This is a genomic window from Microcystis sp. M015S2 (genome assembly GCF_020245945.1).
GTDB lineage: Bacteria > Cyanobacteriota > Cyanobacteriia > Cyanobacteriales > Microcystaceae > Microcystis.
In genome coordinates, this window is the sequence record NZ_JADBTX010000121.1 from 18,128 (window position 1) to 38,302 (window position 20,175).

The 20,175-nt window shown below is 43.5% G+C and carries 23 protein-coding genes and 1 pseudogene; 11 read left to right on the forward strand and 13 right to left on the reverse strand.

What is annotated here, in order from left to right; all coding sequences use genetic code 11:
- The first annotated feature begins 298 nt into the window (after positions 1 to 298).
- The 3 genes and pseudogenes from clpB to IM473_RS20020 form a co-directional block, all read left to right on the forward strand.
- Positions 299 to 2,917: an ATP-dependent chaperone ClpB gene (gene clpB / locus IM473_RS20010; protein ID WP_287658336.1), complete on the forward strand. Its 2,619-nt coding sequence runs from the start codon at positions 299 to 301 to the stop codon at positions 2,915 to 2,917.
- A gap of 173 nt (positions 2,918 to 3,090) precedes the next feature.
- Positions 3,091 to 3,423 (forward strand): Uma2 family endonuclease, encoded by a 333-nt coding sequence (locus IM473_RS20015; protein ID WP_287658356.1) that lies wholly within the window; start codon positions 3,091 to 3,093, stop codon positions 3,421 to 3,423.
- A 24-nt stretch (positions 3,424 to 3,447) separates the two neighbouring features.
- Positions 3,448 to 3,849: pseudogene (locus IM473_RS20020) on the forward strand (IS1 family transposase); the annotation flags it as partial.
- Here IM473_RS20020 and IM473_RS20025 read toward each other — a convergent pair.
- The 5 genes from IM473_RS20025 to IM473_RS20045 all read right to left on the reverse strand — a co-directional run bounded on the left by IM473_RS20025 (position 3,751) and on the right by IM473_RS20045 (position 8,029).
- Entirely contained in the window at positions 3,751 to 4,398 is a 648-nt protein-coding gene (locus IM473_RS20025) for an acyl-CoA dehydrogenase family protein (protein WP_353845157.1), read from the reverse strand. The pseudogene IM473_RS20020 and the gene IM473_RS20025 sit on opposite strands and share 99 nt — an antisense overlap.
- Positions 4,399 to 5,333: 935 nt before the next feature.
- Positions 5,334 to 5,531, reverse strand: a complete 198-nt coding sequence (locus tag IM473_RS20030) for a hypothetical protein (protein ID WP_061431284.1) — start codon at positions 5,529 to 5,531, stop codon at positions 5,334 to 5,336.
- Between the two features lie 31 nt (positions 5,532 to 5,562).
- Entirely contained in the window at positions 5,563 to 6,138 is a 576-nt protein-coding gene (gene def / locus IM473_RS20035) for a peptide deformylase (protein ID WP_287658334.1), read from the reverse strand.
- Between the two features lie 284 nt (positions 6,139 to 6,422).
- Positions 6,423 to 7,820 carry a serine/threonine protein kinase gene (locus IM473_RS20040; RefSeq protein ID WP_287658333.1) on the reverse strand — a complete coding sequence of 466 codons (1,398 nt, stop codon included), beginning with the start codon at positions 7,818 to 7,820 and terminating at the stop codon, positions 6,423 to 6,425.
- 11 nt (positions 7,821 to 7,831) lie between these two features.
- The gene (locus IM473_RS20045) at positions 7,832 to 8,029 is read right to left on the reverse strand and encodes a hypothetical protein (protein ID WP_287690550.1); all 198 of its coding nucleotides are present in this window, start codon (positions 8,027 to 8,029) and stop codon (positions 7,832 to 7,834) included.
- 201 nt (positions 8,030 to 8,230) lie between these two features.
- On the opposite strand from IM473_RS20045, the gene crtE reads away from it, so the two are divergent.
- The 4 genes from crtE (at position 8,231) to IM473_RS20065 (ending at position 11,499) form a co-directional block, all read left to right on the forward strand.
- The gene (gene crtE / locus IM473_RS20050; RefSeq protein WP_287658331.1) at positions 8,231 to 9,160 is read left to right on the forward strand and encodes a geranylgeranyl diphosphate synthase CrtE; all 930 of its coding nucleotides are present in this window, start codon (positions 8,231 to 8,233) and stop codon (positions 9,158 to 9,160) included.
- 17 nt (positions 9,161 to 9,177) lie between these two features.
- Positions 9,178 to 9,630 carry a divergent PAP2 family protein gene (locus IM473_RS20055; protein ID WP_287658330.1) on the forward strand — a complete coding sequence of 151 codons (453 nt, stop codon included), beginning with the start codon at positions 9,178 to 9,180 and terminating at the stop codon, positions 9,628 to 9,630.
- Between the two features lie 64 nt (positions 9,631 to 9,694).
- Positions 9,695 to 10,852 carry an AAA family ATPase gene (locus IM473_RS20060; protein WP_287658329.1) on the forward strand — a complete coding sequence of 386 codons (1,158 nt, stop codon included), beginning with the start codon at positions 9,695 to 9,697 and terminating at the stop codon, positions 10,850 to 10,852.
- 2 nt (positions 10,853 to 10,854) lie between these two features.
- Positions 10,855 to 11,499 (forward strand): DUF3226 domain-containing protein, encoded by a 645-nt coding sequence (locus IM473_RS20065; RefSeq protein WP_287658328.1) that lies wholly within the window; start codon positions 10,855 to 10,857, stop codon positions 11,497 to 11,499.
- Positions 11,500 to 11,637: 138 nt separating this feature from the next.
- Here the strand turns inward: IM473_RS20065 and IM473_RS20070 are convergent, their stop codons facing one another.
- Complete coding sequence (locus tag IM473_RS20070) at positions 11,638 to 12,171, reverse strand: hypothetical protein (protein ID WP_287658327.1); 534 nt, start codon at positions 12,169 to 12,171, stop codon at positions 11,638 to 11,640.
- Positions 12,172 to 12,264: 93 nt separating this feature from the next.
- Positions 12,265 to 12,852: a class I SAM-dependent methyltransferase gene (locus tag IM473_RS20075; RefSeq protein ID WP_287658326.1), complete on the reverse strand. Its 588-nt coding sequence runs from the start codon at positions 12,850 to 12,852 to the stop codon at positions 12,265 to 12,267.
- A gap of 286 nt (positions 12,853 to 13,138) precedes the next feature.
- Between IM473_RS20075 and IM473_RS20080 the strand changes: the two genes are divergently transcribed.
- Complete coding sequence (locus tag IM473_RS20080; protein ID WP_287658325.1) at positions 13,139 to 14,575, forward strand: folate/biopterin family MFS transporter; 1,437 nt, start codon at positions 13,139 to 13,141, stop codon at positions 14,573 to 14,575.
- 37 nt (positions 14,576 to 14,612) lie between these two features.
- Here IM473_RS20080 and IM473_RS20085 read toward each other — a convergent pair whose 3' ends face one another.
- The 6 genes from IM473_RS20085 to IM473_RS20110 form a co-directional block, all read right to left on the reverse strand.
- Positions 14,613 to 14,834, reverse strand: coding sequence for a type II toxin-antitoxin system HicA family toxin (locus IM473_RS20085; protein ID WP_002732388.1), 222 nt, complete (start codon positions 14,832 to 14,834; stop codon positions 14,613 to 14,615).
- Complete coding sequence (locus IM473_RS20090; RefSeq protein ID WP_004163280.1) at positions 14,834 to 15,079, reverse strand: type II toxin-antitoxin system HicB family antitoxin; 246 nt, start codon at positions 15,077 to 15,079, stop codon at positions 14,834 to 14,836. Before IM473_RS20090 ends, IM473_RS20085 begins: the two co-directional genes overlap by 1 nt.
- On the reverse strand, positions 15,076 to 15,288 hold the full coding sequence (locus IM473_RS20095) for a hypothetical protein (protein WP_287658324.1): 213 nt from the start codon (positions 15,286 to 15,288) through the stop codon (positions 15,076 to 15,078). Before IM473_RS20095 ends, IM473_RS20090 begins: the two co-directional genes overlap by 4 nt.
- Before the next feature lie 29 nt (positions 15,289 to 15,317).
- Entirely contained in the window at positions 15,318 to 15,665 is a 348-nt protein-coding gene (locus tag IM473_RS20100) for a DUF5615 family PIN-like protein (RefSeq protein WP_287658323.1), read from the reverse strand.
- Positions 15,662 to 15,997 carry a DUF433 domain-containing protein gene (locus IM473_RS20105; protein ID WP_287658322.1) on the reverse strand — a complete coding sequence of 112 codons (336 nt, stop codon included), beginning with the start codon at positions 15,995 to 15,997 and terminating at the stop codon, positions 15,662 to 15,664. Before IM473_RS20105 ends, IM473_RS20100 begins: the two co-directional genes overlap by 4 nt.
- 114 nt (positions 15,998 to 16,111) lie before the next feature.
- Positions 16,112 to 16,813, reverse strand: coding sequence for a proprotein convertase P-domain-containing protein (locus IM473_RS20110; protein ID WP_287658321.1), 702 nt, complete (start codon positions 16,811 to 16,813; stop codon positions 16,112 to 16,114).
- Positions 16,814 to 16,995: 182 nt separating this feature from the next.
- Between IM473_RS20110 and IM473_RS20115 the strand changes: the two genes are divergently transcribed.
- From IM473_RS20115 to IM473_RS20125, 3 genes are all read left to right on the forward strand, one after another.
- On the forward strand, positions 16,996 to 17,295 hold the full coding sequence (locus tag IM473_RS20115; protein WP_002763657.1) for a type II toxin-antitoxin system Phd/YefM family antitoxin: 300 nt from the start codon (positions 16,996 to 16,998) through the stop codon (positions 17,293 to 17,295).
- Positions 17,279 to 17,551: a Txe/YoeB family addiction module toxin gene (locus IM473_RS20120; protein WP_002763656.1), complete on the forward strand. Its 273-nt coding sequence runs from the start codon at positions 17,279 to 17,281 to the stop codon at positions 17,549 to 17,551. Before IM473_RS20115 ends, IM473_RS20120 begins: the two co-directional genes overlap by 17 nt.
- Positions 17,552 to 17,998: 447 nt before the next feature.
- Complete coding sequence (locus tag IM473_RS20125) at positions 17,999 to 20,170, forward strand: glutamine synthetase III family protein (RefSeq protein WP_287658320.1); 2,172 nt, start codon at positions 17,999 to 18,001, stop codon at positions 20,168 to 20,170.
- The last annotated feature ends 5 nt before the right edge of the window (positions 20,171 to 20,175 follow it).

Here is a 20,175-nt window from a genome sequence, read left to right on the forward strand (position 1 = left end):
CGTTAAAAATTATCAGACACCCCCCTTATCAAGGGGGGCAGGGGGGATCGAACCTAAAATTCATTTTTAATTTAATTATAACCAGCTACTTAAGATTTTAGCTTGGTTGAGAGCTTGAACATTTGTACTAAAATTTCCCAGACGCAGTTTAAATCCCTGACAGCTTATAAACTTTAGCCGCTTAAATCGCACCATTGAGGGGAAATCCCCCTGAACTAGGTACGGTAAGCCCCTAGGAGCCGACAAACCGGTCAATCTAGAATAATCTCTAGGGTATAAAAGTAATCTCTTATAGAAAATGCAGCCAACCAATCCACAACAATTTACGGAAAAAGCTTGGGAGGCAATCGTCAAAACGCCGGACATTGCCAAACAGAACAGCCAGCAACAAATCGAAAGCGAACATCTAATGAAAGCCCTACTGGAACAGGAGGGATTAGCGGGCAGTGTCTTTAGTAAAGCTAATATTAGTCTAGCCCGTTTGCGGGATCGAACCGATGACTTTATCCGTCGTCAACCGAAAATCTCTAACCCCGGCGACTCGATTTATTTAGGTCGTAGTTTAGATAGTTTACTCGATCGAGCAGAAAATTATCGCCGAGAATTTGGAGATGACTTTATCTCGATCGAGCATTTGATTTTAGGTTACGCTAAAGATGATCGCTTCGGTAAAAATATTTTTCAAGAATTCGGACTTACCGAAAACAAACTCAAGGAAATTATTCAACAAGTCAGAGGTAGTCAAAAAGTGACCGATCAGAATCCAGAAGGCAAATATGAGGCCCTAGAAAAATACGGACGGGATCTCACCCAATTGGCACGGGAAGGTAAATTAGACCCCGTAATTGGACGGGATGACGAAATCCGTCGCACCATTCAGATTCTCTCGCGTCGGACTAAAAATAACCCGGTTTTAATCGGGGAACCGGGAGTAGGAAAAACTGCCATTGTCGAAGGATTAGCCCAGCGGATTATTAACCGTGATGTGCCAGAATCTCTGTTAGATCGGACTCTCATTTCTCTCGATTTGGGTGGCTTAATTGCGGGAGCAAAATATCGCGGGGAATTTGAGGAAAGATTAAAAGCTGTCCTCAAGGAAGTCACCGATTCTCAAGGCAATATCATCATGTTTATTGATGAAATTCATACCGTTGTCGGTGCGGGAGCCACTCAAGGGGCAATGGATGCGGGCAATTTATTAAAACCAATGTTAGCCCGGGGTGAATTACGTTGTATTGGGGCCACTACCCTCGATGAATACCGCAAATATATCGAAAAAGATGCGGCGCTAGAAAGACGTTTTCAAGAGGTTTTAGTGGATGAACCAAATGTGGTCGATACTATTTCGATTCTTCGCGGTCTCAAAGAACGTTATGAGGTGCATCATGGGGTGAAAATTGCCGATAATGCTTTAGTGGCGGCGGCACTGCTTTCTAATCGTTATATTAGTGATCGCTTTTTGCCCGATAAGGCCATTGATTTAGTTGATGAAGCGGCGGCTAAATTGAAGATGGAAATCACCTCTAAACCAGAAGAACTCGATGAAATTGATCGCAAAATTCTCCAGTTAGAAATGGAAAAACTTTCCCTACAACGGGAATACGATCCAGCTTCGCGAGAACGGTTAGAAAAGTTAGAAAAAGAACTGGCTAACCTCAAGGAAGAACAATCGGGATTAAATGCCCAATGGCAAGGGGAAAAAGAGATTATCGATAAAGTTCGTGGGGTTAAAGAAGCGATCGAACAAGTTAATCTGGAAATTCAACAGGCCGAACGCGATTATGATTATAATCGGGCTGCGGAATTAAAGTTCGGAAAATTAACCGATCTGCAGCGGCAAATGTCCGCCCTAGAAACTCAATTGGCCGACAAACAAACCACCGGCAAAAGTTTATTAAGGGAAGAAGTTCTCGAATCGGATATCGCCGAAATTATCTCGAAATGGACGGGAATTCCTCTCAATAAATTAATCGAATCGGAAAAAGAAAAACTCCTCAATCTGGAAGAGGAATTACACGAAAGTGTCATCGGTCAAGAGGAAGCGGTGACAGCCGTGGCCGAAGCGATTCAACGTTCCCGCGCCGGTTTATCGGATCCCAACCGTCCCACGGCCAGCTTTATTTTCCTCGGTCCGACGGGTGTTGGTAAGACAGAATTGGCGAAAGCTTTAGCTCGCAATCTCTTTGACACGGAAGAGTCCCTAGTTCGCATCGATATGTCGGAATACATGGAAAAACACAGCGTTTCCCGTCTTATGGGTGCGCCTCCGGGATACGTCGGCTACGATGAAGGGGGACAATTAACCGAGGCAATCCGGCGTCGTCCCTACTCTGTCATCCTCTTTGATGAGATTGAAAAAGCCCATCCCGACGTTTTTAACGTTATGTTACAAATCCTTGACGATGGGCGCTTAACCGACTCTCAAGGTCATCTGGTTGATTTCAAAAATACAATCATTATTATGACCAGTAATATCGGTTCTCAATACATTTTAGACGTGGCCGGTGATGAGTCTCGTTATGAAGAAATGCAGGCCCGGGTGATGGAAGCAATGCGGAATAGTTTCCGTCCCGAATTCCTCAATCGTATCGATGAAACGATCATTTTCCATAGTTTACAAAAAGCACAACTGCGCTCAATTGTCAAACTACAGACAGCCAATCTCAGCGATCGCTTGATGGAACAAAAATTAGCCCTGAAACTTGCCGATATTGCCCTCGATTATCTAGCAGAAATTGGTTACGATCCAGTGTACGGTGCGCGACCCTTAAAACGGGCAGTACAAAGATATGTGGAAACTCCGATCGCTAAGGCAATTCTGCGCGGCGAATTCAAAGGGGGAGACACGATTTTTGTCGATGTGGCCGATGAAAGATTGACCTTTAAACGGTTAGCTTCCCAGGTAGTAACTGCTTAATTAGCAAGGGTGGGCAATGCTCACCCTTTGATTATTATGGAAGCATGGGATTTTTGCTTGAATCTATGACTGTAACACTGCTCGCACCACCGGCTGAAATAATTCACCTGTCCGGGATTAGCTGGAAAACCTACGAAACGCTGCTCGCCGAAATGAGCGATCGCCATCTCTAGCTGACCTACAATCGTGGCAATTTAGAAATCATGGCCCCTTCGACCGGACATGAAAGATTCAAGAAAGTGGCGGGGCGATTTGTTGAGACAATGGCTGAAGAATCAGCAGTCTCGATTTATCCCCTCGGTTCTACCACCTTTAAACGCCCTCAATTAAGCGGTGCAGAACCGGATGAATGTTTTTACATTGATAATATTGCGGCGGTTCGGGGGAAAAAGCGACGGGACTTAAATGAAGACCCAGCACCGGATTTAGTCATAGAAATTGATGTCACCAGCAGTTCTCAAAATCGGGCTTTGTCAGATGAAGAGATGAGAAGGCAAAATAGATAGAAACTCAATGAAGGAAAAAAAACGATAAAATGTCCAGAATGTAAAAGTGACCACATCAATAAAAATGGTCATCGTGGTCAAAAACAAAACTATATATGTGTAAACTGTGGTCGTCAGTTCATCCACAGCTAGGAAATCAAGGGCTATAGCGATGATGTTAAGCGTAGCTGTCTGAAAATGTAGGTAAATGGCATGGGATTTCGAGGCATTGAGAGAGTGACAACAGTCTCACGAACAACCATTATGGATTGGGTCAAACAAGTGGGAAAACTGCTGCCTGATTCCTATAATTCAGAAACGATTCCAGAAGTGGGAGAACTAGATGAATTAGAGACCTTTGTTGGTAAAAAAAAGAACAAAATCTCGATATGGAAGGCTGTTGACCACTTTCGAGATGGAATTCTTGGATGGGTAATTGGTGATCATCGCCACATTATGAAACGAAACACTACCACTATCGGTTTGCCGTTGACCCATATTATCCCAATCGGCGTGCAGTTCTACTCCCTCACGCTGGGTGGGAACCACAAGAACCGATATTTTCCCCGTCTCCTGATCGATCGCCGTAACGGGTAAAATGTCAGAATCCCAAGAACCGGAACAGACGCTTTTCTTGCCTTCTAGTCGGAAAATATCGCCCTCGGAAGCGATCGCTGTCCGACGATCCAAGGGATTTAACGCATTCGCCCAAAACCAATTCTGTCGGATGGTTTCCTTGTAGTAGTATTCCTTCTGTTCGATCGTCCCGAAAAGATGGGGAACGATCACCCCAAGATGATGGTAGGAAAAAATATGAGCGATCGAGCTATCGACTTGGGCGAACTCTCGAACGATGCGAAATAAGGTAATCCAACTCTCGCCAGAACCACCGTATTCTCGGGGAATAATTAGGGCTTGCTGAATAAAGGTGAAATGTAGGCAAGGTAAGGGTTTTGTGGCTTTTCTCGCGAAACAGGTGCAAGATTTTGAGAGAATCGTGCTTCAAAACCTTGCGTCTTCATCGGCCCGCGTCCTGTAGGGGCGAAGCATTCGGATAAAAAATCTACGGTTTCACCGATAGGTTATTGCCCGAATGCTTCGCCCGTACTTTTTCAGCAAACCCTAATTAAGGTCAAAAGACCACTTTGGCGGAGGCGATCGCGCGCCAGTTTCGGGGTTCCACCCTGATGGTCTCGCTCGACTGCATCGATGGCGAATTCCGATGCCAGAGAAACCGCGAGAGATAGATAATAATCGGCTACTTTTGCGCGTAGGTACTCTCATCGAATTTTATTTTAAGTTAATTATTTGCATAATAATTCCCGAAGAGCCTTAAAAGTTGTCAAACATTAATCTATAAGGAGAATTTATTCTCAATTTTTATAATTGAGATAGTTTGTGCCGCTTAAATAAAGAGGTTTTGATAACCAAATTAAAGCAGCTCTAAAGAGTTTTGAGTTAAAAGTAAAACTTCATACCAATTTTCATAGTCGTGACTAACATCTGAAAGTGCAATTCCTTTCTCCGAGAGGGATTGCGCTTTGAAATGATCAACTAAGTCTGTCATTACTTTTGAAAAATGATATCAGGTTTTTATTCATAACAAATCTACTAATTAACTAATTTTTTTGGGAAAATTAGTTAACCTATCATTATAACATATAATTAATTTGCAAGAGTTCTAGTCACTGATAATTGCTGATTGTCGGTATTTCTGCAAATGTGAGATGCAGCCTGGGGAAATCTTTACCTAATCAGATTTTCACCCATCGGGATATACTTGATTGCTATAAAAGATGATAAAGTCCTAAAAAGTAGTAACTTTTTCTGGCAATTTGCCCTGTAGTTAAAACGAACAAAAGAGAGAAGTAAATTCTCTCTTCTGCTCATGAAAATTATGCCAATTTTTAGATAACCGAGGGGAAGTTATTCTATTTGTAATTGGCTCTCGTGTCTTTAACCGCAGCCCAAAAAAATAGGGCTGTTAATGGTACACTTGCCGCTAGAATTAAGCTAGTGGTGGTATTGCCTAAATCTGGTTCTCCCGAACTAATTTCAAAGACACAACCCACACCAGCGATCGCTGCAATACAGGATAATAACAATAAAACGCCGCTTTTCGGGGTCATCTTCACTCCTCACCTAAATTAACTAATGCCTTTATTTTGTCACTTTCTCGACCGGTTTCACCGCTTGCACGGAAAAACCGTGTTTTTTTAATTCTTCATTGAGTGCCAAATCGTTATCTACTCTGTCCACGAACATGACACCATTAAGATGGTCTATTTCGTGTTGAATTACCCGCGCTAGTAAACCGTTAGCTTGCAGTTTTCGCGGTTTCCCCTGTTCATCTTTATAACTCACTTCGATCGCTTGGGGACGGATGACATCTAAAAAGACATCGGGAATACTCAAACAACCCTCTTCCGCTTTGCACAATTCCCGACCATAACCGATAATTTGGGGATTAATCAGAATTAGGGGCGGATTTTCTGGTTTATCGGGTTCACAATCGATGACAATCAATTGTTTATTGACTGCCACTTGCGGAGCCGCTAAACCGATACCATTGGCACTATACATAGTTTGCAGCATTTCTTTGGCTAATTGGCGAATGCTGTCATCGACTTTAGCAATCCGCTTGGCCGGTTGACGCAGGACTCGATCGCCGAGATAATGCAGTTCTAAAGGGGGTTTTTCTAATTTGCGTTTTTCTACGGTAATAGTGGCGCTCATAAACTTAATTATCGATGGGATGCACAATTTTGATCTTAGTCACTGGCTCTGGGGCATTTCTCAGGAAAAGGGAGAAAAAAGCCGAGACTCTTCATAAAATTTTACACCGGTCACAGACAGTTCGTCTATATCAGGGGGTGGGAATTATGAATTATGAATTATGAATTAGGAAATGGGGGAGTGCGGAAGTGGGGGAGTGGGGAGATTTTTCAGTTATCAGTAAGCAGTAATCAGTAAGCAGTGGGGGAGTGGGGAGAGGGGAGAAAAAAGCTGATTGTAACTGGCTACTTATTAGTAATTGGTATTCCTAACCATTGGCTTAATTCCGCTGCTAACCATTCAATTTCGGGTTGACTCAGATATTCTTTTGTCTTACTGCTAATAGTATATTCTTTAGTCCCCGCCCAAATAGTTAAAGCCATCGGCACATAAACTCGATCGCCATCGCCATCTTTGCTATGATAACTATCAGCTTTGACCAGTTTATTAATATGTTGTCTTGCCATTTTCTTTTTGCCCGGAAGTGTCAAACCCCAAATTCGCTGAATGGTAACAATTTCTTGACTATCAATAGTGATAATTTCCTCTCCTTTGAGACAATAAATAATCTGGTAAAGCATTCCTAAACCCACAAACCAAAAAGGCAAGGAAAAGAGCAGAAAAAACCAACTTATCCACAGAGGAATAGAAACGGATCCTCCTGTCCATACTAATAAAAAAGCATTCCAAGCGATGGCAAAGGTGCCAAGATAAATTAATTTAGGGGTAAAACCTTCGGGAGGTAAAGATATTTTAATTTTCTCCGCGCTTTTTTGCAACTGTAACCGACTCCCGGCGGGTTTTTCAAGGTTTGAGGAAGTTAATTGCATTTCGTGGAGAGTATTTAAAGCTTGATTTGCTGCCTGGGCTGAAACAAACCTTTTTTCGAGACTAGGTTCGATTAACTGCCCTAACCAATGAACAAAAACAGGGCTTAAATTGGCTAAATTATTTAATTGAATTTTGCCATCTTTTTGGGGTAAATCGGCGGGATGAATGCCTGTAGCTAGATAGATTAAAGTGGCTCCTAAACTGTATAAATCAGAAGCGGCAACGGTGCGACCACCGAATTGTTCGGGTGGCATATAACCGTAGGTTCCGACAATAGTTAAAGTGGCCTGTTCCTGTTGAGCAACAGTCTGGACAGAACCAAAATCAATTAAATAAACATTGCCGATACTATGACCAGTTCGATCTTTTAATAAGATATTACTAGGTTTCAAATCCCGGTGGATAATTGGCGGGTTAAGTCCATGAAGATAAATTAAAATCCCTAGGATAGATTTGGCTAATTCTTGCAGATCTGCCTCACTAAATTTGCGACCATTTTCTATCTGTTCCTTGAGAGATTTCGCCTCGATATAACTCTGAACAAGGGCAAAACCTTGATAGGTATCGGTGCGAACTTCAAAATAGTCGATATATTCGGGAATCGAGCGACAATCTAGATGTTTAAGAGTTTCGGACTCCCGTTCAAAAAGTTTTAAATCTGTCCATTCAAAATCGGGACTGAAGATTAATAATTTGACGACAACAGTAGCGCCCGTTTTTAGATCTTGGGACAGAAACGTGCGTCTTCCGGTTTGTTTACCTAACTGACTTTGAATTTGGTATCGATCGCCTAAAACTTGCCCTGGCAGCATACAATATATTCCTAGGATAATCCTAATTCTAGGCTAATCGAGAAATTTCTCAACCGCAAGCTAAGAAAACGGAAGTTTGACCGAATCATCAAAACTTCAGCATCTCCCAGGATAACTGCGGTGAAATTCAATTGTATCGCCCGTTTTTCGCTAATCTCCGGACTGGGCTGAGGGATGTATTTTTTCAGGTTAAAAGAGAAAATAGGCATCAGAAAAGAAAATTGGCCCATCTCCGTCTGGGAAATTTTAGTACAAATGCTCAGACTGTCAACTCCGGTGCTGCCATGCAGTCTGAAGGAGTAATTTAGATAGTCAACAGATTAGGGGACAAGGGAGCAGTCAGTTTAATTCTGATCGAGGTGGAGTTTCCTGATATAGTTTTAAAAGCAGTCGGTTCAAGACAAAAAGACATGGTTACTAGGGGCGAACGAGGAGTAGAAGTGAGGAAAAACGAGAACTTTTCTCTGGCTTCCTATCTGGAGGAAAAGCGGTTGATTGTCGAGTCAGCTTTGGATAGCTCTTTAGTTATCGGCAATCCTGCCAAAATCTACGAGGCGATGCGCTATTCTCTCCTCGCCGGTGGCAAACGTCTGCGGCCGATTTTATGTCTGGCTACCTGTGAATTGATGGGGGGTTCCCTAGAGATGGCTTTACCCACCGCTTGCGCCCTAGAAATGATTCACACTATGTCATTAATTCATGACGATTTACCCGCCATGGATAACGATGATTACCGGCGCGGGAAATTAACCAATCATAAGGTTTTTGGCGAAGATATCGCTATTTTAGCGGGGGATGGTCTCCTAGCCTACGCTTTCGAGTATGTGGTTACCCAGACTCGTAATGTACCTCCTGTACAGGTTTTAGATGTAATTGCCCGTTTAGGTCGCACTGTCGGGGCAGCGGGTTTGGTGGGAGGTCAGGTTTTAGACTTGGAATCCGAAGGAAAACCGGATATTTCGGCGGAAACTCTCAGTTTTATCCATACTCAGAAAACCGGCGCCTTGTTGGAGACTTCTGTGGTGTCGGGGGCAGTTTTAGCGGGGGCAAAAGGGGAAGATATAGCTAAATTAGCCCGTTATGCCCAAAACATTGGCTTGGCTTTCCAAATTATCGATGATGTTCTCGATATCACGGCGACAAAGGAGGAATTGGGCAAAACCGCCGGCAAGGATCTACAGGCACAAAAAGCCACCTATCCTAGTCTCTGGGGGATAGAAGGGTCCCGCCAGCAAGCTCAACATTTAATAGATAGTGCCATCAATGAATTGAGTAGCTACGATGAGGCTGCTGAACCTTTACGGGCCATCGCCGAGTATATTGTTAATCGTAAAAATTAAATTAAACGAATGAGATTATGCAGGACTTCCAGCAGGTGTTACACAATCAAATACTGCTAGTCTCTCTTTTAGCTTGTTTCACTGCCCAGGGACTAAAAGCGCTGATTGAGTTAATCCGCGATGGTAAGGTGAGTCTGCGCTATCTAGTCTCGTCGGGGGGAATGCCTAGCGCTCACTCGGCACTGGTGGGGGCCTTGGCTACTGGGGTAGGATTACAGATGGGTTGGTCTAGTGCCGAATTTGCCATCGCTGCGCTTTTTGCGGTTATTGTTATGTATGATGCGGCCGGAGTGCGTCAGGCAGCAGGAAAACAGGCCCGGATTCTCAATCAAATTATCGATGAAATGTTCCAGGAGGGTAAGGAATTTAACGAGGAACGTTTAAAGGAATTAATTGGTCATACTCCTTTTCAGGTGCTGGTCGGTTTAAGTTTGGGTATCGGTATCGCCATGGTGCTGCTCTGTCATTAATTGAGGTGTTTTCTGGGGTTGAGATAAACTAGATTTAATAACGGAAAATCCAGGGTAATTACTCATGTTAGAATCCCTAAAAATTGAAGGCTTTCGCGGTTTTCAAAATTTTGAGATGGCCAATCTTGGTCGAATTAATCTCTTAGTAGGTAAAAATAATAGCGGTAAAACTTCTATTTTAGAAGCGATTCAGTTTTTGTATGCTCAGAATAATATAGATATATTTCTTGAAACTATTAGCTATAGAGGTGAGTTCGCTTGGTTGGAAAATAAGTTAGCTGGTCGCACTAAAGTTTTTGAAATTTGTCATTTATTTCATGGGCATGAAATCATCCCAAGTAAAAAAATTATCATCAGTGGATATGGCAAATCCTATCTAGCAAGTGTTACCATTTCTGTCGAAAGCATTCCTATACAACTATCTTTATTTTCAGGCAAAAATGATGATCTAAATCAAAATAATGATCACAATTTCGACAATGAGGAATGGGGTAAACTTCTTTTAAGTATTGGATGGATTGGCTCACAAAAACCTATTGAAATGGAACTTCTTGCCAACGGTACTCTTGCCAGAGATTCTACAAGAAGAATGGCTAGTTTAAGCAGAATTTCCCATAAAATAGGTATTGATAATAAAATTGAATTGAAGTTCTTAACACCATTTTCTCTAACAAGTTCTGATATGGCAGCACTTTTTGACAACATTGTTCTCTCTCCTTTAGAAGATTTAATTATTGAATCTTTGAAAATTATTGAGCCAAAAATTGAAAGGATAGCCAGTGTTGGTTCTGGCAAGTATTTAACTTCAAATAACCTAGGTGTTAGAGGTGGGTTTTTAATCAAAATTAAAAATCATGATCAACCTATCCCTATTGGCAGTTTAGGAGATGGATTTTGGCGGATGTTGGGATTAATTTTAGCGATGGTTAACCTTGAAAATGGAATTTTATTAGTTGATGAAATTGATAGCGGATTGCACTTTACTGTCATGACTGATATGTGGAAAGTAGTCTGGGAAACCGCTAAAAAACTCAATATTCAGGTATTCGCCACCACTCACAGCCGGGATTGTTGGCAAAGTTTAGGCGAATTAATTACCGAAGAAAAAATTACCGATAACGAGATTACTATTCAAAGGATAGATAAGGACAAGGAAAAAGCAGTTTCCTTCAATACTAGACAAATTTACCTCGCTTCTGAAAGAGATATTGAGGTTCGCTAAAAATGCCCAAAATACATCCTAAAAAACTTTTGGTAGAGGGAAGAGAAGACATGAGAGTGATTCCCGAATTAGCAGAAGCCCATGGCATCTCTTGGGGAGAGACAAAGGACACAGCTACTATCTATATTAAACCCGCTGGTAGCATTGAGAGTTTACTCGATAGCGATAATATTTACAACGAAATCAATGATAGTGGACTAACTCATTTAGGAATTATTATGGATGCAGACCAAGAACCTAATAATCGTTGGAAAAGTTTATATAATGCCTGTTTACCAAATATACCTAACTTACCTCAAAATTTACCAGCAGAGGGATTAATTATAACTCTAGAATCGGGGATAAAATTCGGTGTGTGGATGATGCCCGATAATCAATCTAGAGGAATGTTAGAGACTTTTTTAGCCTATTTAGTTCCCGATAATAATCTTTGGCAATATACACAAAACAAGGTGATAGAGGCAAAACAACAAGGGGCAACCTATAGGGATTATCATCTAGATAAGGCTAATATTCATACCTATTTAGCTTGGCAAGATCCGCCGGGGAAACAACTTCACGATGCAGTAAAACAAAGAATACTTAATCAATCCCATCCCCAATCAGCAAATTTTTTGAGATGGTTACAGGAGTTATACGAGATTTGAGAGAACTATGGCTCCAGATGGGAATGACAGCAACTATTGTAGTCAACCCAAGCAAGAGTAACCTTTGGGGTGGTTGGGTTTCGCTTTTTCAATCGAATTGAGCCATTTTCGACCCAGTATTGTTGCGCTCAACCCAACCTACAAGGCTTCGGCATCCCTAGGCTCAACCTCCTTCAAGTAATCCTGAAAAATTTGGCGCGCGACCTTATGATCACCTTCTGGAGTCATGTCGCATAACCACCAGATGGGACTACTTTGATAACATCTCGGTTGATCTGTGGCAATTAATCGAGCAAGGTGTTCGCAATTCCAGCCAGTGAAAGTGTACTCCCAGTCGGCAAAAACATGAAGAGCGTGTTTGAGTCGCTTAACTGTTTGATCTGGCTTAAAAGCGATGTGGTCAATGCCAATGACAAGCTTTGCTTCTCTCTTTTCAAATGGACATAATCCACGACCTGTATCGAAGATGTGCAGATCTGACAAACCGATCCCATAGTGCCAAAACGGATCGAATGGATTTTGCCAGTTCAGTAATCGCCCATATCGCTCACTTGAGGGATTAGCTAGGTAATCGATTTCTTCTATTGTCTTCTCAATCTGGTTCCGAGATAACGGCATAGATAAAAGTAACCTTTGGGGTTGTTGGGTTTCGCTTAAACTATTTTCTTTCACTAAAATCGGGTTTTAACAGGTCAAAAGCCTTATTTTGAAAGGGTTTTACCATTATTTAGCAAACCCTAGGTAGGCCATACAAAACGATTGCTGTTAGTCAGGAGGGAGGTTGAAAAGTAATCGTGTATCATGGTCTGGCGCCACTTTGAATGCCAAAGCAGACACTTCAAGATTGCCAGCAGCAATATATATCTTTGAGAAGCCAGCCTTTTGCAAGGCTTTCAACAACGATTTATGTGTAAAACCGGTCTTATGAGCAAAAAAGTCTTTTTTACTGCGCTCGATTTCAACGCTATAACCGTAAAGGACATCTAGAACCATAATTGGCCCTGCCGGTGATTGATACAGGACATCATCAATATCTAAACCCCTGTCAATTGTGATCCGCATCAGTTCCTGGATGTCCGGAACCCGAATATGTGCAAAACCGCCGTCCTTAAGTACGTGTAGGAACCCAGCTAGGACTCTCTGTACATCGTGTCGGTAGTAGTGTTCAAGGTTATGTGAGCAGTAAACAGCGTCAAACTGACCACTTTCAAGGGTGGTAAGATTACGCGCATCGCACACAATATCTGGTGAACCTTTCGGGTCAATATCGAGCAGCAAGTGTTCAAATTCTGAATATTGGGGCGGAAGCGGAATCGCCTTGCTGTTGCCACCTACGTTTAGAACTTTTTTCATCTCTCGCCTTTGTTGGTAAACCTAACTGAGGATTATACGGAAAGTTTCCCTATATCACATCAAATACACATTTAAAAAAATCTTTCCGTATATTAATAGAGCGATCGCAAAAAACTTTCCCCATAACACTACAATAAGCCTTTTATGGGGAAATTCAACTAAAACCCTAAAACCCAATACCCAACCGCCAAAACCTAAAGCTCAACAGTTAAACCCTAACAGCTAACGCACCGATCGAGCGCTCAATCATTATCATAGAGACAGTAACAAATATTTATGAAACTTCATGCTTATTAATCGCCTTGGCATCGATCGCGGGAAAAAATTCCTTAAAGAGACTATCTTGTTCGGAAATGACCCTAATCCCGAATTAATTGGCATTTTAGGGGTTTATTTCGTGCAGGGCATTCTCGGACTCTCCCGATTAGCGGTTAGCTTCTTTTTAAAAGACGATTTGGCCTTGAGTCCCTCCCAGATGGGGGCATTAATCGGAGTAGCGGCGATTCCTTGGGTGATTAAACCAGCTTTTGGCTTTCTTTCGGATGGTTTGCCTATTTTCGGCTATCGTCGTCGGCCCTACCTAATTTTATCGGGAATTCTCGGGGTTTTAGCTTGGTTGGCCCTAGCCACTGTGGTGGAGAATGCTTGGCAAGCGACGGCGGCGATCCTGCTTGGTTCCCTTTCTGTCACCATTAGCGATGTCATCGTCGATTCTTTGGTGGTAGAAAGAGCGCGCAAAGAGTCCTTCACTCAATCTGGTTCTCTACAGTCCTTAACTTGGGGAATATCGGCGCTAGGCGGCTTAATTACGGCTTATCTCGGTGGTTGGTTACTGGCACACCTCGGCACTCGTCCCGTCTTCGCTCTCACGGCTATTTTTCCCCTGATTGCCTCAGCTATGGCGTTTTTAATTACAGAGGAAAAAATCAAGAATAATGATGAATCACAATCCACGCCGAAAGTCAAGGAGCAAATCGGGCAATTATGGTCAGCAATTAGACAAAAATCAATTTTATTACCCACTGCCTTTATTTTCCTCTGGCAGGCTACTCCTAGCGCCGATTCTGCCTTTTTCTACTTCACCACCAACGAGTTAGGATTTGAACCGGAATTTTTAGGACGAGTGCGCTTAGTCACCAGTTTAGCCTCGATCCTGGGTATCTGGGTATATCAACGGTTTTTAAAAGCGATTTCCTTTCGTTTAATTTTGGGTTGGAGTACGGTGATGTCTGCGGTTTTAGGGATGACTACCCTAATCCTAGTTACCCATACTAATCGAGCGCTCGGTATTGACGATCATTGGTTTAGTTTGGGGGATAGTCTCATCCTCACCGTCATGGGACAAATTGCCTTTTTACCCGTCTTAATTTTATCGGCCCGTCTTTGTCCCGTGGGCATTGAAGCATCTCTATTCGCTTTATTAATGTCCATCTGGAATATGTCAGGATTAGTTTCCCAAGAAATCGGCGCTTTATTAACCCATTGGTTGGGAGTCACCGAAACTAATTTTGATAACCTTTGGTTATTGGTAGTGATTACTAATCTCTCTACTCTCCTACCTTTAGCCGTAATTAAATGGCTACCTTCTACGGATCCCCAATCTCAGGAAGTTAAGAAAACTTTTCCCCCCGCAGAAGTCTTTGAACATCATGTTACTGGTTCTTTAGCTGAACCAGGTTTTATTCCTGAACTTGTCCCCGAATTAATCGAGACAAGAGATTGACAGTCCAGAAAACTGGTTTCTTTGAGAAACCCGTTTTCTAACGTAATTTTTCCCATTCTTCTCTACTAATATTTGCTTGTTGTAAAATTTTAGCCAGCAAGCTTTTACTGATATCTCCTTGGTGTGGATTAGGAATCCATATCTTTAATTTTCCCTGCACCATATATTGATGATTTCCTCCTACCAGAGGACCAGAAAATCCTAGCTTTCTCAACTGGCGAATTAACTCTTTCCTTTTGATGGGGGCAAAAGGTGGCATCAGGCGATTTTTTGTTGAGGGGTTAGATTGATACCGTCAACAATCGGTAACTGATGCTGTAAGCGTAGTCCTAAAATAAGCCAGCCTTCCAAAACTTCCTGTAACTGTTCCTTAGTAGCTTCGAGAGTTGTTTCATTAGCATATACTCCCTCAAATCCCGGAATTTCTCCATAAAAAGTACCGTCTTCTAGAACTTCATAAGTTGCCAGTTCCATTGCTTGTTTTAGATATTTTGTTAGCATCATTGACAGGAATAAAGCTCAGTTATTGTCTCGAAGATTGTCAATTTTCCAGAAAACGGGTTTCTTTGAGAAACCCGTTTTCTAGCTGCGCGACTAATCGCTTCTTCTAATTGTAATCCAACTAATTCCATCTCTTGACAATTGCGGTGTGCTTTTGCCAAAGTTTCTTTAAGTTGATCAGAATCCCAGGGAAGCTGAGAAATAAAATCCATAATTAACTCCATTTTCTAGGTATAATTTGTCAGAAAGGAAGATAATGAATTTGACCTTCTAATTCTCCCTCAAGACTGCACTCAAGAAGGAGCAATATATCTTTAATTACCCGTCCGATGGGCGCATTTACGCTAATTTCAATGACTCCTGGCATTGGTTTATATTCTGCTACCCGTTCATAGGCATAAAGCGTAATTGTTGCCACATCATGGGTAAGCAGTATTCGATCCTCTTGGGCTGCCCATTCCAATATAATTGGGTCAGCTTCACCAGATAAACCAACATCTTGGACACGAACAATATCAATATCTGGTTTATGGCGCAGCAAGCCTCTGACAATCGTATTATCAAAGTTTTCATCAGCCAGCAACTTCATGTCAATCGCTCTGCTTGACGAGCCATTAATTTATCTCGCAATTCCTGAGAAGCGAACCTTGCTTCATTTATTTCGCGAATCTCTTGTGCTTGTTGCTGTCGTTGCTGTAAATAGGCTTCAACTTCTTGCTGGTGATTGAGATAAAATCCAATTGTGGCATACACATCAGCTAACTTTAATGAAGGATAGCGACAGATAATTTCCTCAGCCGTCGCCCCTTGTTGGAAGACGGCAATAACAGTATCTAGGGTGACACGAGTTTTACCGACTCGGACAACACCATCAGGATGAGTTTCTAAAGGAATAGCTTCGGCAGCAACTATTAATGTCATTACAATTTGTGGGTCAATTAATTGCCTGAATCTAGCATAGCGCCAATTACCAATTCTTTAACTAAACTGCGGATAGGGGCAAGCACGGGGGCATTGCCCCTACGGAAGAGGTTTTCAGTTCAAATGGCGCTTAAGTGCTGCTCCCGCCCCCAGTAAACCTAAAGCCAGCAAACCCAGGCCAGAACTTGATTCAGGAACAGACACGGGAGCAATAGGAGTCCCCTGCAAGTTCAGCGTCCAACTGCCGAGAGCGCCAGTATTAAGCCCTGCATTATCCGAAATGGTCAGCCGCCAGTCGCCAGCGGTCTGGGATCCACCCAAGGAAGTGAGCATGGGAACGAGGGTGCTGCTACTGGCACCGGTGGGGAAGTAGTTACCAGAGGGGATGACAAAAGAAGTATTTCCTGAAGCCGCTACCGCCCAGATGTCGCCGGTAAAGGCATCGTTAAAGCTGTAGGTGCCGTTGAAGTTGCTGGAGTCGCCGAACCCTTCAGAACTAACCCGCCCGATGCGGTTGAACAGAGATACTGTTGTGTTGGTTGGGACGTAGGTGAGATTGGCGATCAGCTCACCTATCCAGGTGTGGGTTAGGTTATCGAGGGTGACGGTGATGTCGGTAATGGAGAAGCTGTCGGGGACGACAATAGTGCTGGAAGCACCTGTGGCGTTGTTATCGGGGATGTTGAAACCAGCACCAGTTCCGGTAAAGCTGACGGCGCTGGCGGGGAGGACGGTCAAACTAGCGATCGCGCTAACTGTGCCGGCGAAGACAACACCAGCCAGAGACAGAGATTTGAAGGTAGTTGTAGTATTCATCGGCAATTTTGGGAAAATTTTACCAATATTTCCCCCCCCCCCCCGATTTTGTCAAATATCGCTTTTTTATCGATTTTATAGATTTTTATCTATGTAAGTCCAGAAAACGGGTTTCTTTGAGAAACCCGTTTTCTAAGTTGATGAAATAAGCTAAAATCGAATCAACTCGTTGCCCTCGCCTTATGTTTTCTATCCAAACTACCTACACTCAAGCTCAAGAAAATTTAGCGAGCCTTCTGGATCGATTGGAAAGCGAGAATAGTATGGCGATTATTACGCGCCCTGGTCATAAAGATATGGCACTATTGAGCGCAGAGGAATTAACTGGCTTATTAGAAACCGTTTATCTTTTGCGATCGCCTGCGAATGCTCGAAAGTTATTGGCAGCACTGGAACGTTCAATGGAGAGGGACGTTCAAACAATACCGGGACAGACAGTTACAGAACTTTGTCAGGAGTTAGGAATTGAACGCCAAGAGTAGGGCAATTGTCTTTGACAGTCAATTTCGAGAAGATTTAAGATGGTGGTACAAAACAGATAAAAAAATCGCCTTTCGCCTACTCGATCTCGTAGAATCTGTCACCGCCGATCCCTTTACTGGGATAGGCAAACCAGAACCCATAAAGTATCTTGAAGCTAATACTTGGTCACGCCGAATTACCACAGAACACCGTCTAGTCTATCGAGTCAAAGATGACCGCATTGAGTTTTTAGCAGCACGATATCACTATACTTAGGGTTGGCTACAGAAAACGGTTTTCTTTGAGAAACCCGTTTTCTGTAGAGGTAATGAGGCTCCTACACCGACGTGAATTTTATCGCTACTTTCCCTAAATATTTATTGATTATTTGTGGTTTTATCCAGCTTTTTTGATTAATTATTGTGGGTCAAGAGGGAGTGAGGTGCGATCGCTGGTGGAAGATCGGGTTTGGGATATTTGTAATGTTTGATACAAATCTCTCGATCATCTGTTCTTAAGATGAAGGCTGGTGTTGCTAATTGATCGGGAAAGAGGCAGGCGCAAGCAGATAAAAACCGCAGAGAAGCTTGTGCCGTGGGATCAAAATTATTAAGCGGAGAATAGCCTCTGACCGGAATTCAACATCAAAATCAGTAGGAAACTTGTCATCGCCTAAGTAAAGTAACCCCTTATCCACGACACAACACAATAGGAAAAATACTTATGAGTTATGGAACGCGTGTTCAAGCTATCTCTCAAGTAACGGATCGTAAACCCCTACCTAGCAAAATTCCTCAGCGTTTAGAGGCCCTCTGGGCAACCGATGTCTTTACCCTGAGCAAAATGCAGGCCAGTCTCCCCAAAGATGTATTCAAATCAGTCAAAAACACGATTTTAACCGGTGGAAAATTAGACGTTTCCATCGCCAGTACAGTAGCGGCAGCGATGAAGGATTGGGCCACGTCCAAAGGCGCACTGTACTATGCCCACGTCTTCTATCCGATGACCAACGCCACCGCCGAAAAACACGATGGTTTTATCTCCGTGCAGAGCGACGGCTCGGTGATCACAGAATTTACGGGCAAAGTCTTAGTACAGGGGGAACCGGACGGATCCTCCTTTCCTAACGGCGGACTTCGCTCCACCTTTGAAGCGCGGGGTTACACCGCTTGGGATGTCACCAGTCCGGCCTACGTTATGGAGACGGATAATGGTGTAACCCTGTGTATCCCCACGGTGTTCATCTCTTGGACAGGAGAGGCCCTCGACAAAAAAACGCCGCTTTTACGCTCGATTTCATCAATGAGTAAAGCCGCCACCAGGGTGCTGAAACTCTTAGGACATACGGAAGTCGCCCCCGTTAACTCCAGCTGCGGCGCTGAACAGGAATATTTCCTCGTAGATGCTCATTTTGCCCATAGTCGCCCCGATTTACTGCTCACCGGTCGCACCCTATTCGGTAAACCCGCCGCCAAGGGTCAACAGTTCGACGATCATTATTTTGGCGCGATTCCCGAACGGGTTCAGGTGTTTATGCAGGAAGTGGAGGAAAGAATGTATCGCCTCGGCATTCCGGCCAAAACCCGCCATAACGAAGTCGCCCCCGGACAGTTCGAGATTGCCCCCTTTTTCGAGGCTGCTAACGTGGCCAGTGACCATCAGCAGTTAATTATGACTTTGCTGAAAAGTACAGCTAAAAAACACGGTTTTGTTTGCCTACTGCACGAAAAACCCTTTGCAGGGATTAATGGTTCCGGAAAACACGTTAACTGGTCCGTCGGCAACGCTACCCAGGGTAATCTGTTGGATCCGGGCGATACTCCCCACGCTAATATGCAGTTTTTGTTATTCTGTGGGGCAGTTATTCGTGGTGTTCACAAGTACGGGGCGCTTTTACGCGCAGTGGTGGCTACCGCCAGCAATGATCACCGTTTGGGGGCAAATGAAGCTCCTCCCGCCATTATTTCGGTATATTTGGGCAGCCAGTTAGAAAAGGTATTCGACCAAATTAGCCAAGGACAGATTGAGGGTTCTGATGCCCCGGGGTTGATGGATCTGGGTGTCGATACCCTGCCGGTATTCCCCAAGGATCCTGGCGATCGCAATCGTACCTCTCCCTTTGCTTTTACGGGCAATCGCTTTGAATTCCGCGCTGTGGGTTCTAATCAGTCAGTTTCCGGGCCGCTGGTGGCGATGAACACGATTCTAGCCGATTCCCTGACTTGGGTGGCGGATAACTTAGAAAGCCGGATGAAAGCCGGGGAAGACCTCAATACTGCGGCCCAGGGTGTTCTCAAGGAGATCATGGACAAACACAGAAATGTGATCTTCGGAGGTAACGGATATTCCCAAGAATGGCACAAAATGGCGGTAGAAGAGCGGGGTTTAGCCAATCTCCGCACCACTGCCGATGCTTTACCCGTGCTGAAAGCTGATTATATTGAAGAACTGTTTACCCGCATGGGTGTGTTTACCCCCGTTGAACTGGAAAGTCGTTTTGATGTCTATGCGGAACAGTATTTGCTGGCCATCGAAGTGGAGGCGGAACTGGTGGTAAGTATGGCTAAAACGATTATTTATCCCGCTGCTGTTCGCTACTTGTCGGAATTGTCTTTGGCGATCTCTAATGCGGCGGCGATCGGCATCGAGATCAATAAGGAAAACGCCCAAACCCTCTCGAATCTGATTAAGTTAATGATGGATAGCGTTGGCAAACTGAGTGAGTCCATGGCTAAAGACGATTTTGACTCGATCGAGGAACATATGCAGCATTCCGCTCAAACAATCCGTCCCTTGATGGATAAGGTGCGCGAATATGCCGACGCACTGGAAGGGGAAGTGGCCGACAATTTCTGGCCGCTGCCTACCTATCAAGAAATGTTGTTTGTTAAATAACACGA

Bases quoted from the DNA above. Each gene is read 5' to 3' on its own strand.
- clpB (WP_287658336.1), top strand. From the start codon at position 299: ATGCAGCCAACCAATCCACAACAATTTACGGAAAAAGCTTGGGAGGCA.
- IM473_RS20030 (WP_061431284.1), bottom strand. From the start codon at position 5,531: ATGACCCCGAAAAGCGGCGTTTTATTGTTATTATCCTGTATTGCAGCG.
- def (WP_287658334.1), bottom strand. From the start codon at position 6,138: ATGAGCGCCACTATTACCGTAGAAAAACGCAAATTAGAAAAACCCCCT.
- IM473_RS20040 (WP_287658333.1), bottom strand. From the start codon at position 7,820: ATGCTGCCAGGGCAAGTTTTAGGCGATCGATACCAAATTCAAAGTCAG.
- IM473_RS20045 (WP_287690550.1), bottom strand. From the start codon at position 8,029: ATGCCTATTTTCTCTTTTAACCTGAAAAAATACATCCCTCAGCCCAGT.
- crtE (WP_287658331.1), top strand. From the start codon at position 8,231: ATGGTTACTAGGGGCGAACGAGGAGTAGAAGTGAGGAAAAACGAGAAC.
- IM473_RS20055 (WP_287658330.1), top strand. From the start codon at position 9,178: ATGCAGGACTTCCAGCAGGTGTTACACAATCAAATACTGCTAGTCTCT.
- IM473_RS20060 (WP_287658329.1), top strand. From the start codon at position 9,695: ATGTTAGAATCCCTAAAAATTGAAGGCTTTCGCGGTTTTCAAAATTTT.
- IM473_RS20065 (WP_287658328.1), top strand. From the start codon at position 10,855: ATGCCCAAAATACATCCTAAAAAACTTTTGGTAGAGGGAAGAGAAGAC.
- IM473_RS20075 (WP_287658326.1), bottom strand. From the start codon at position 12,852: ATGAAAAAAGTTCTAAACGTAGGTGGCAACAGCAAGGCGATTCCGCTT.
- IM473_RS20080 (WP_287658325.1), top strand. From the start codon at position 13,139: ATGCTTATTAATCGCCTTGGCATCGATCGCGGGAAAAAATTCCTTAAA.
- IM473_RS20085 (WP_002732388.1), bottom strand. From the start codon at position 14,834: ATGCCACCTTTTGCCCCCATCAAAAGGAAAGAGTTAATTCGCCAGTTG.
- IM473_RS20090 (WP_004163280.1), bottom strand. From the start codon at position 15,079: ATGATGCTAACAAAATATCTAAAACAAGCAATGGAACTGGCAACTTAT.
- IM473_RS20095 (WP_287658324.1), bottom strand. From the start codon at position 15,288: ATGGATTTTATTTCTCAGCTTCCCTGGGATTCTGATCAACTTAAAGAA.
- IM473_RS20100 (WP_287658323.1), bottom strand. From the start codon at position 15,665: ATGAAGTTGCTGGCTGATGAAAACTTTGATAATACGATTGTCAGAGGC.
- IM473_RS20105 (WP_287658322.1), bottom strand. From the start codon at position 15,997: ATGACATTAATAGTTGCTGCCGAAGCTATTCCTTTAGAAACTCATCCT.
- IM473_RS20110 (WP_287658321.1), bottom strand. From the start codon at position 16,813: ATGAATACTACAACTACCTTCAAATCTCTGTCTCTGGCTGGTGTTGTC.
- IM473_RS20115 (WP_002763657.1), top strand. From the start codon at position 16,996: ATGTTTTCTATCCAAACTACCTACACTCAAGCTCAAGAAAATTTAGCG.
- IM473_RS20125 (WP_287658320.1), top strand. From the start codon at position 17,999: ATGAGTTATGGAACGCGTGTTCAAGCTATCTCTCAAGTAACGGATCGT.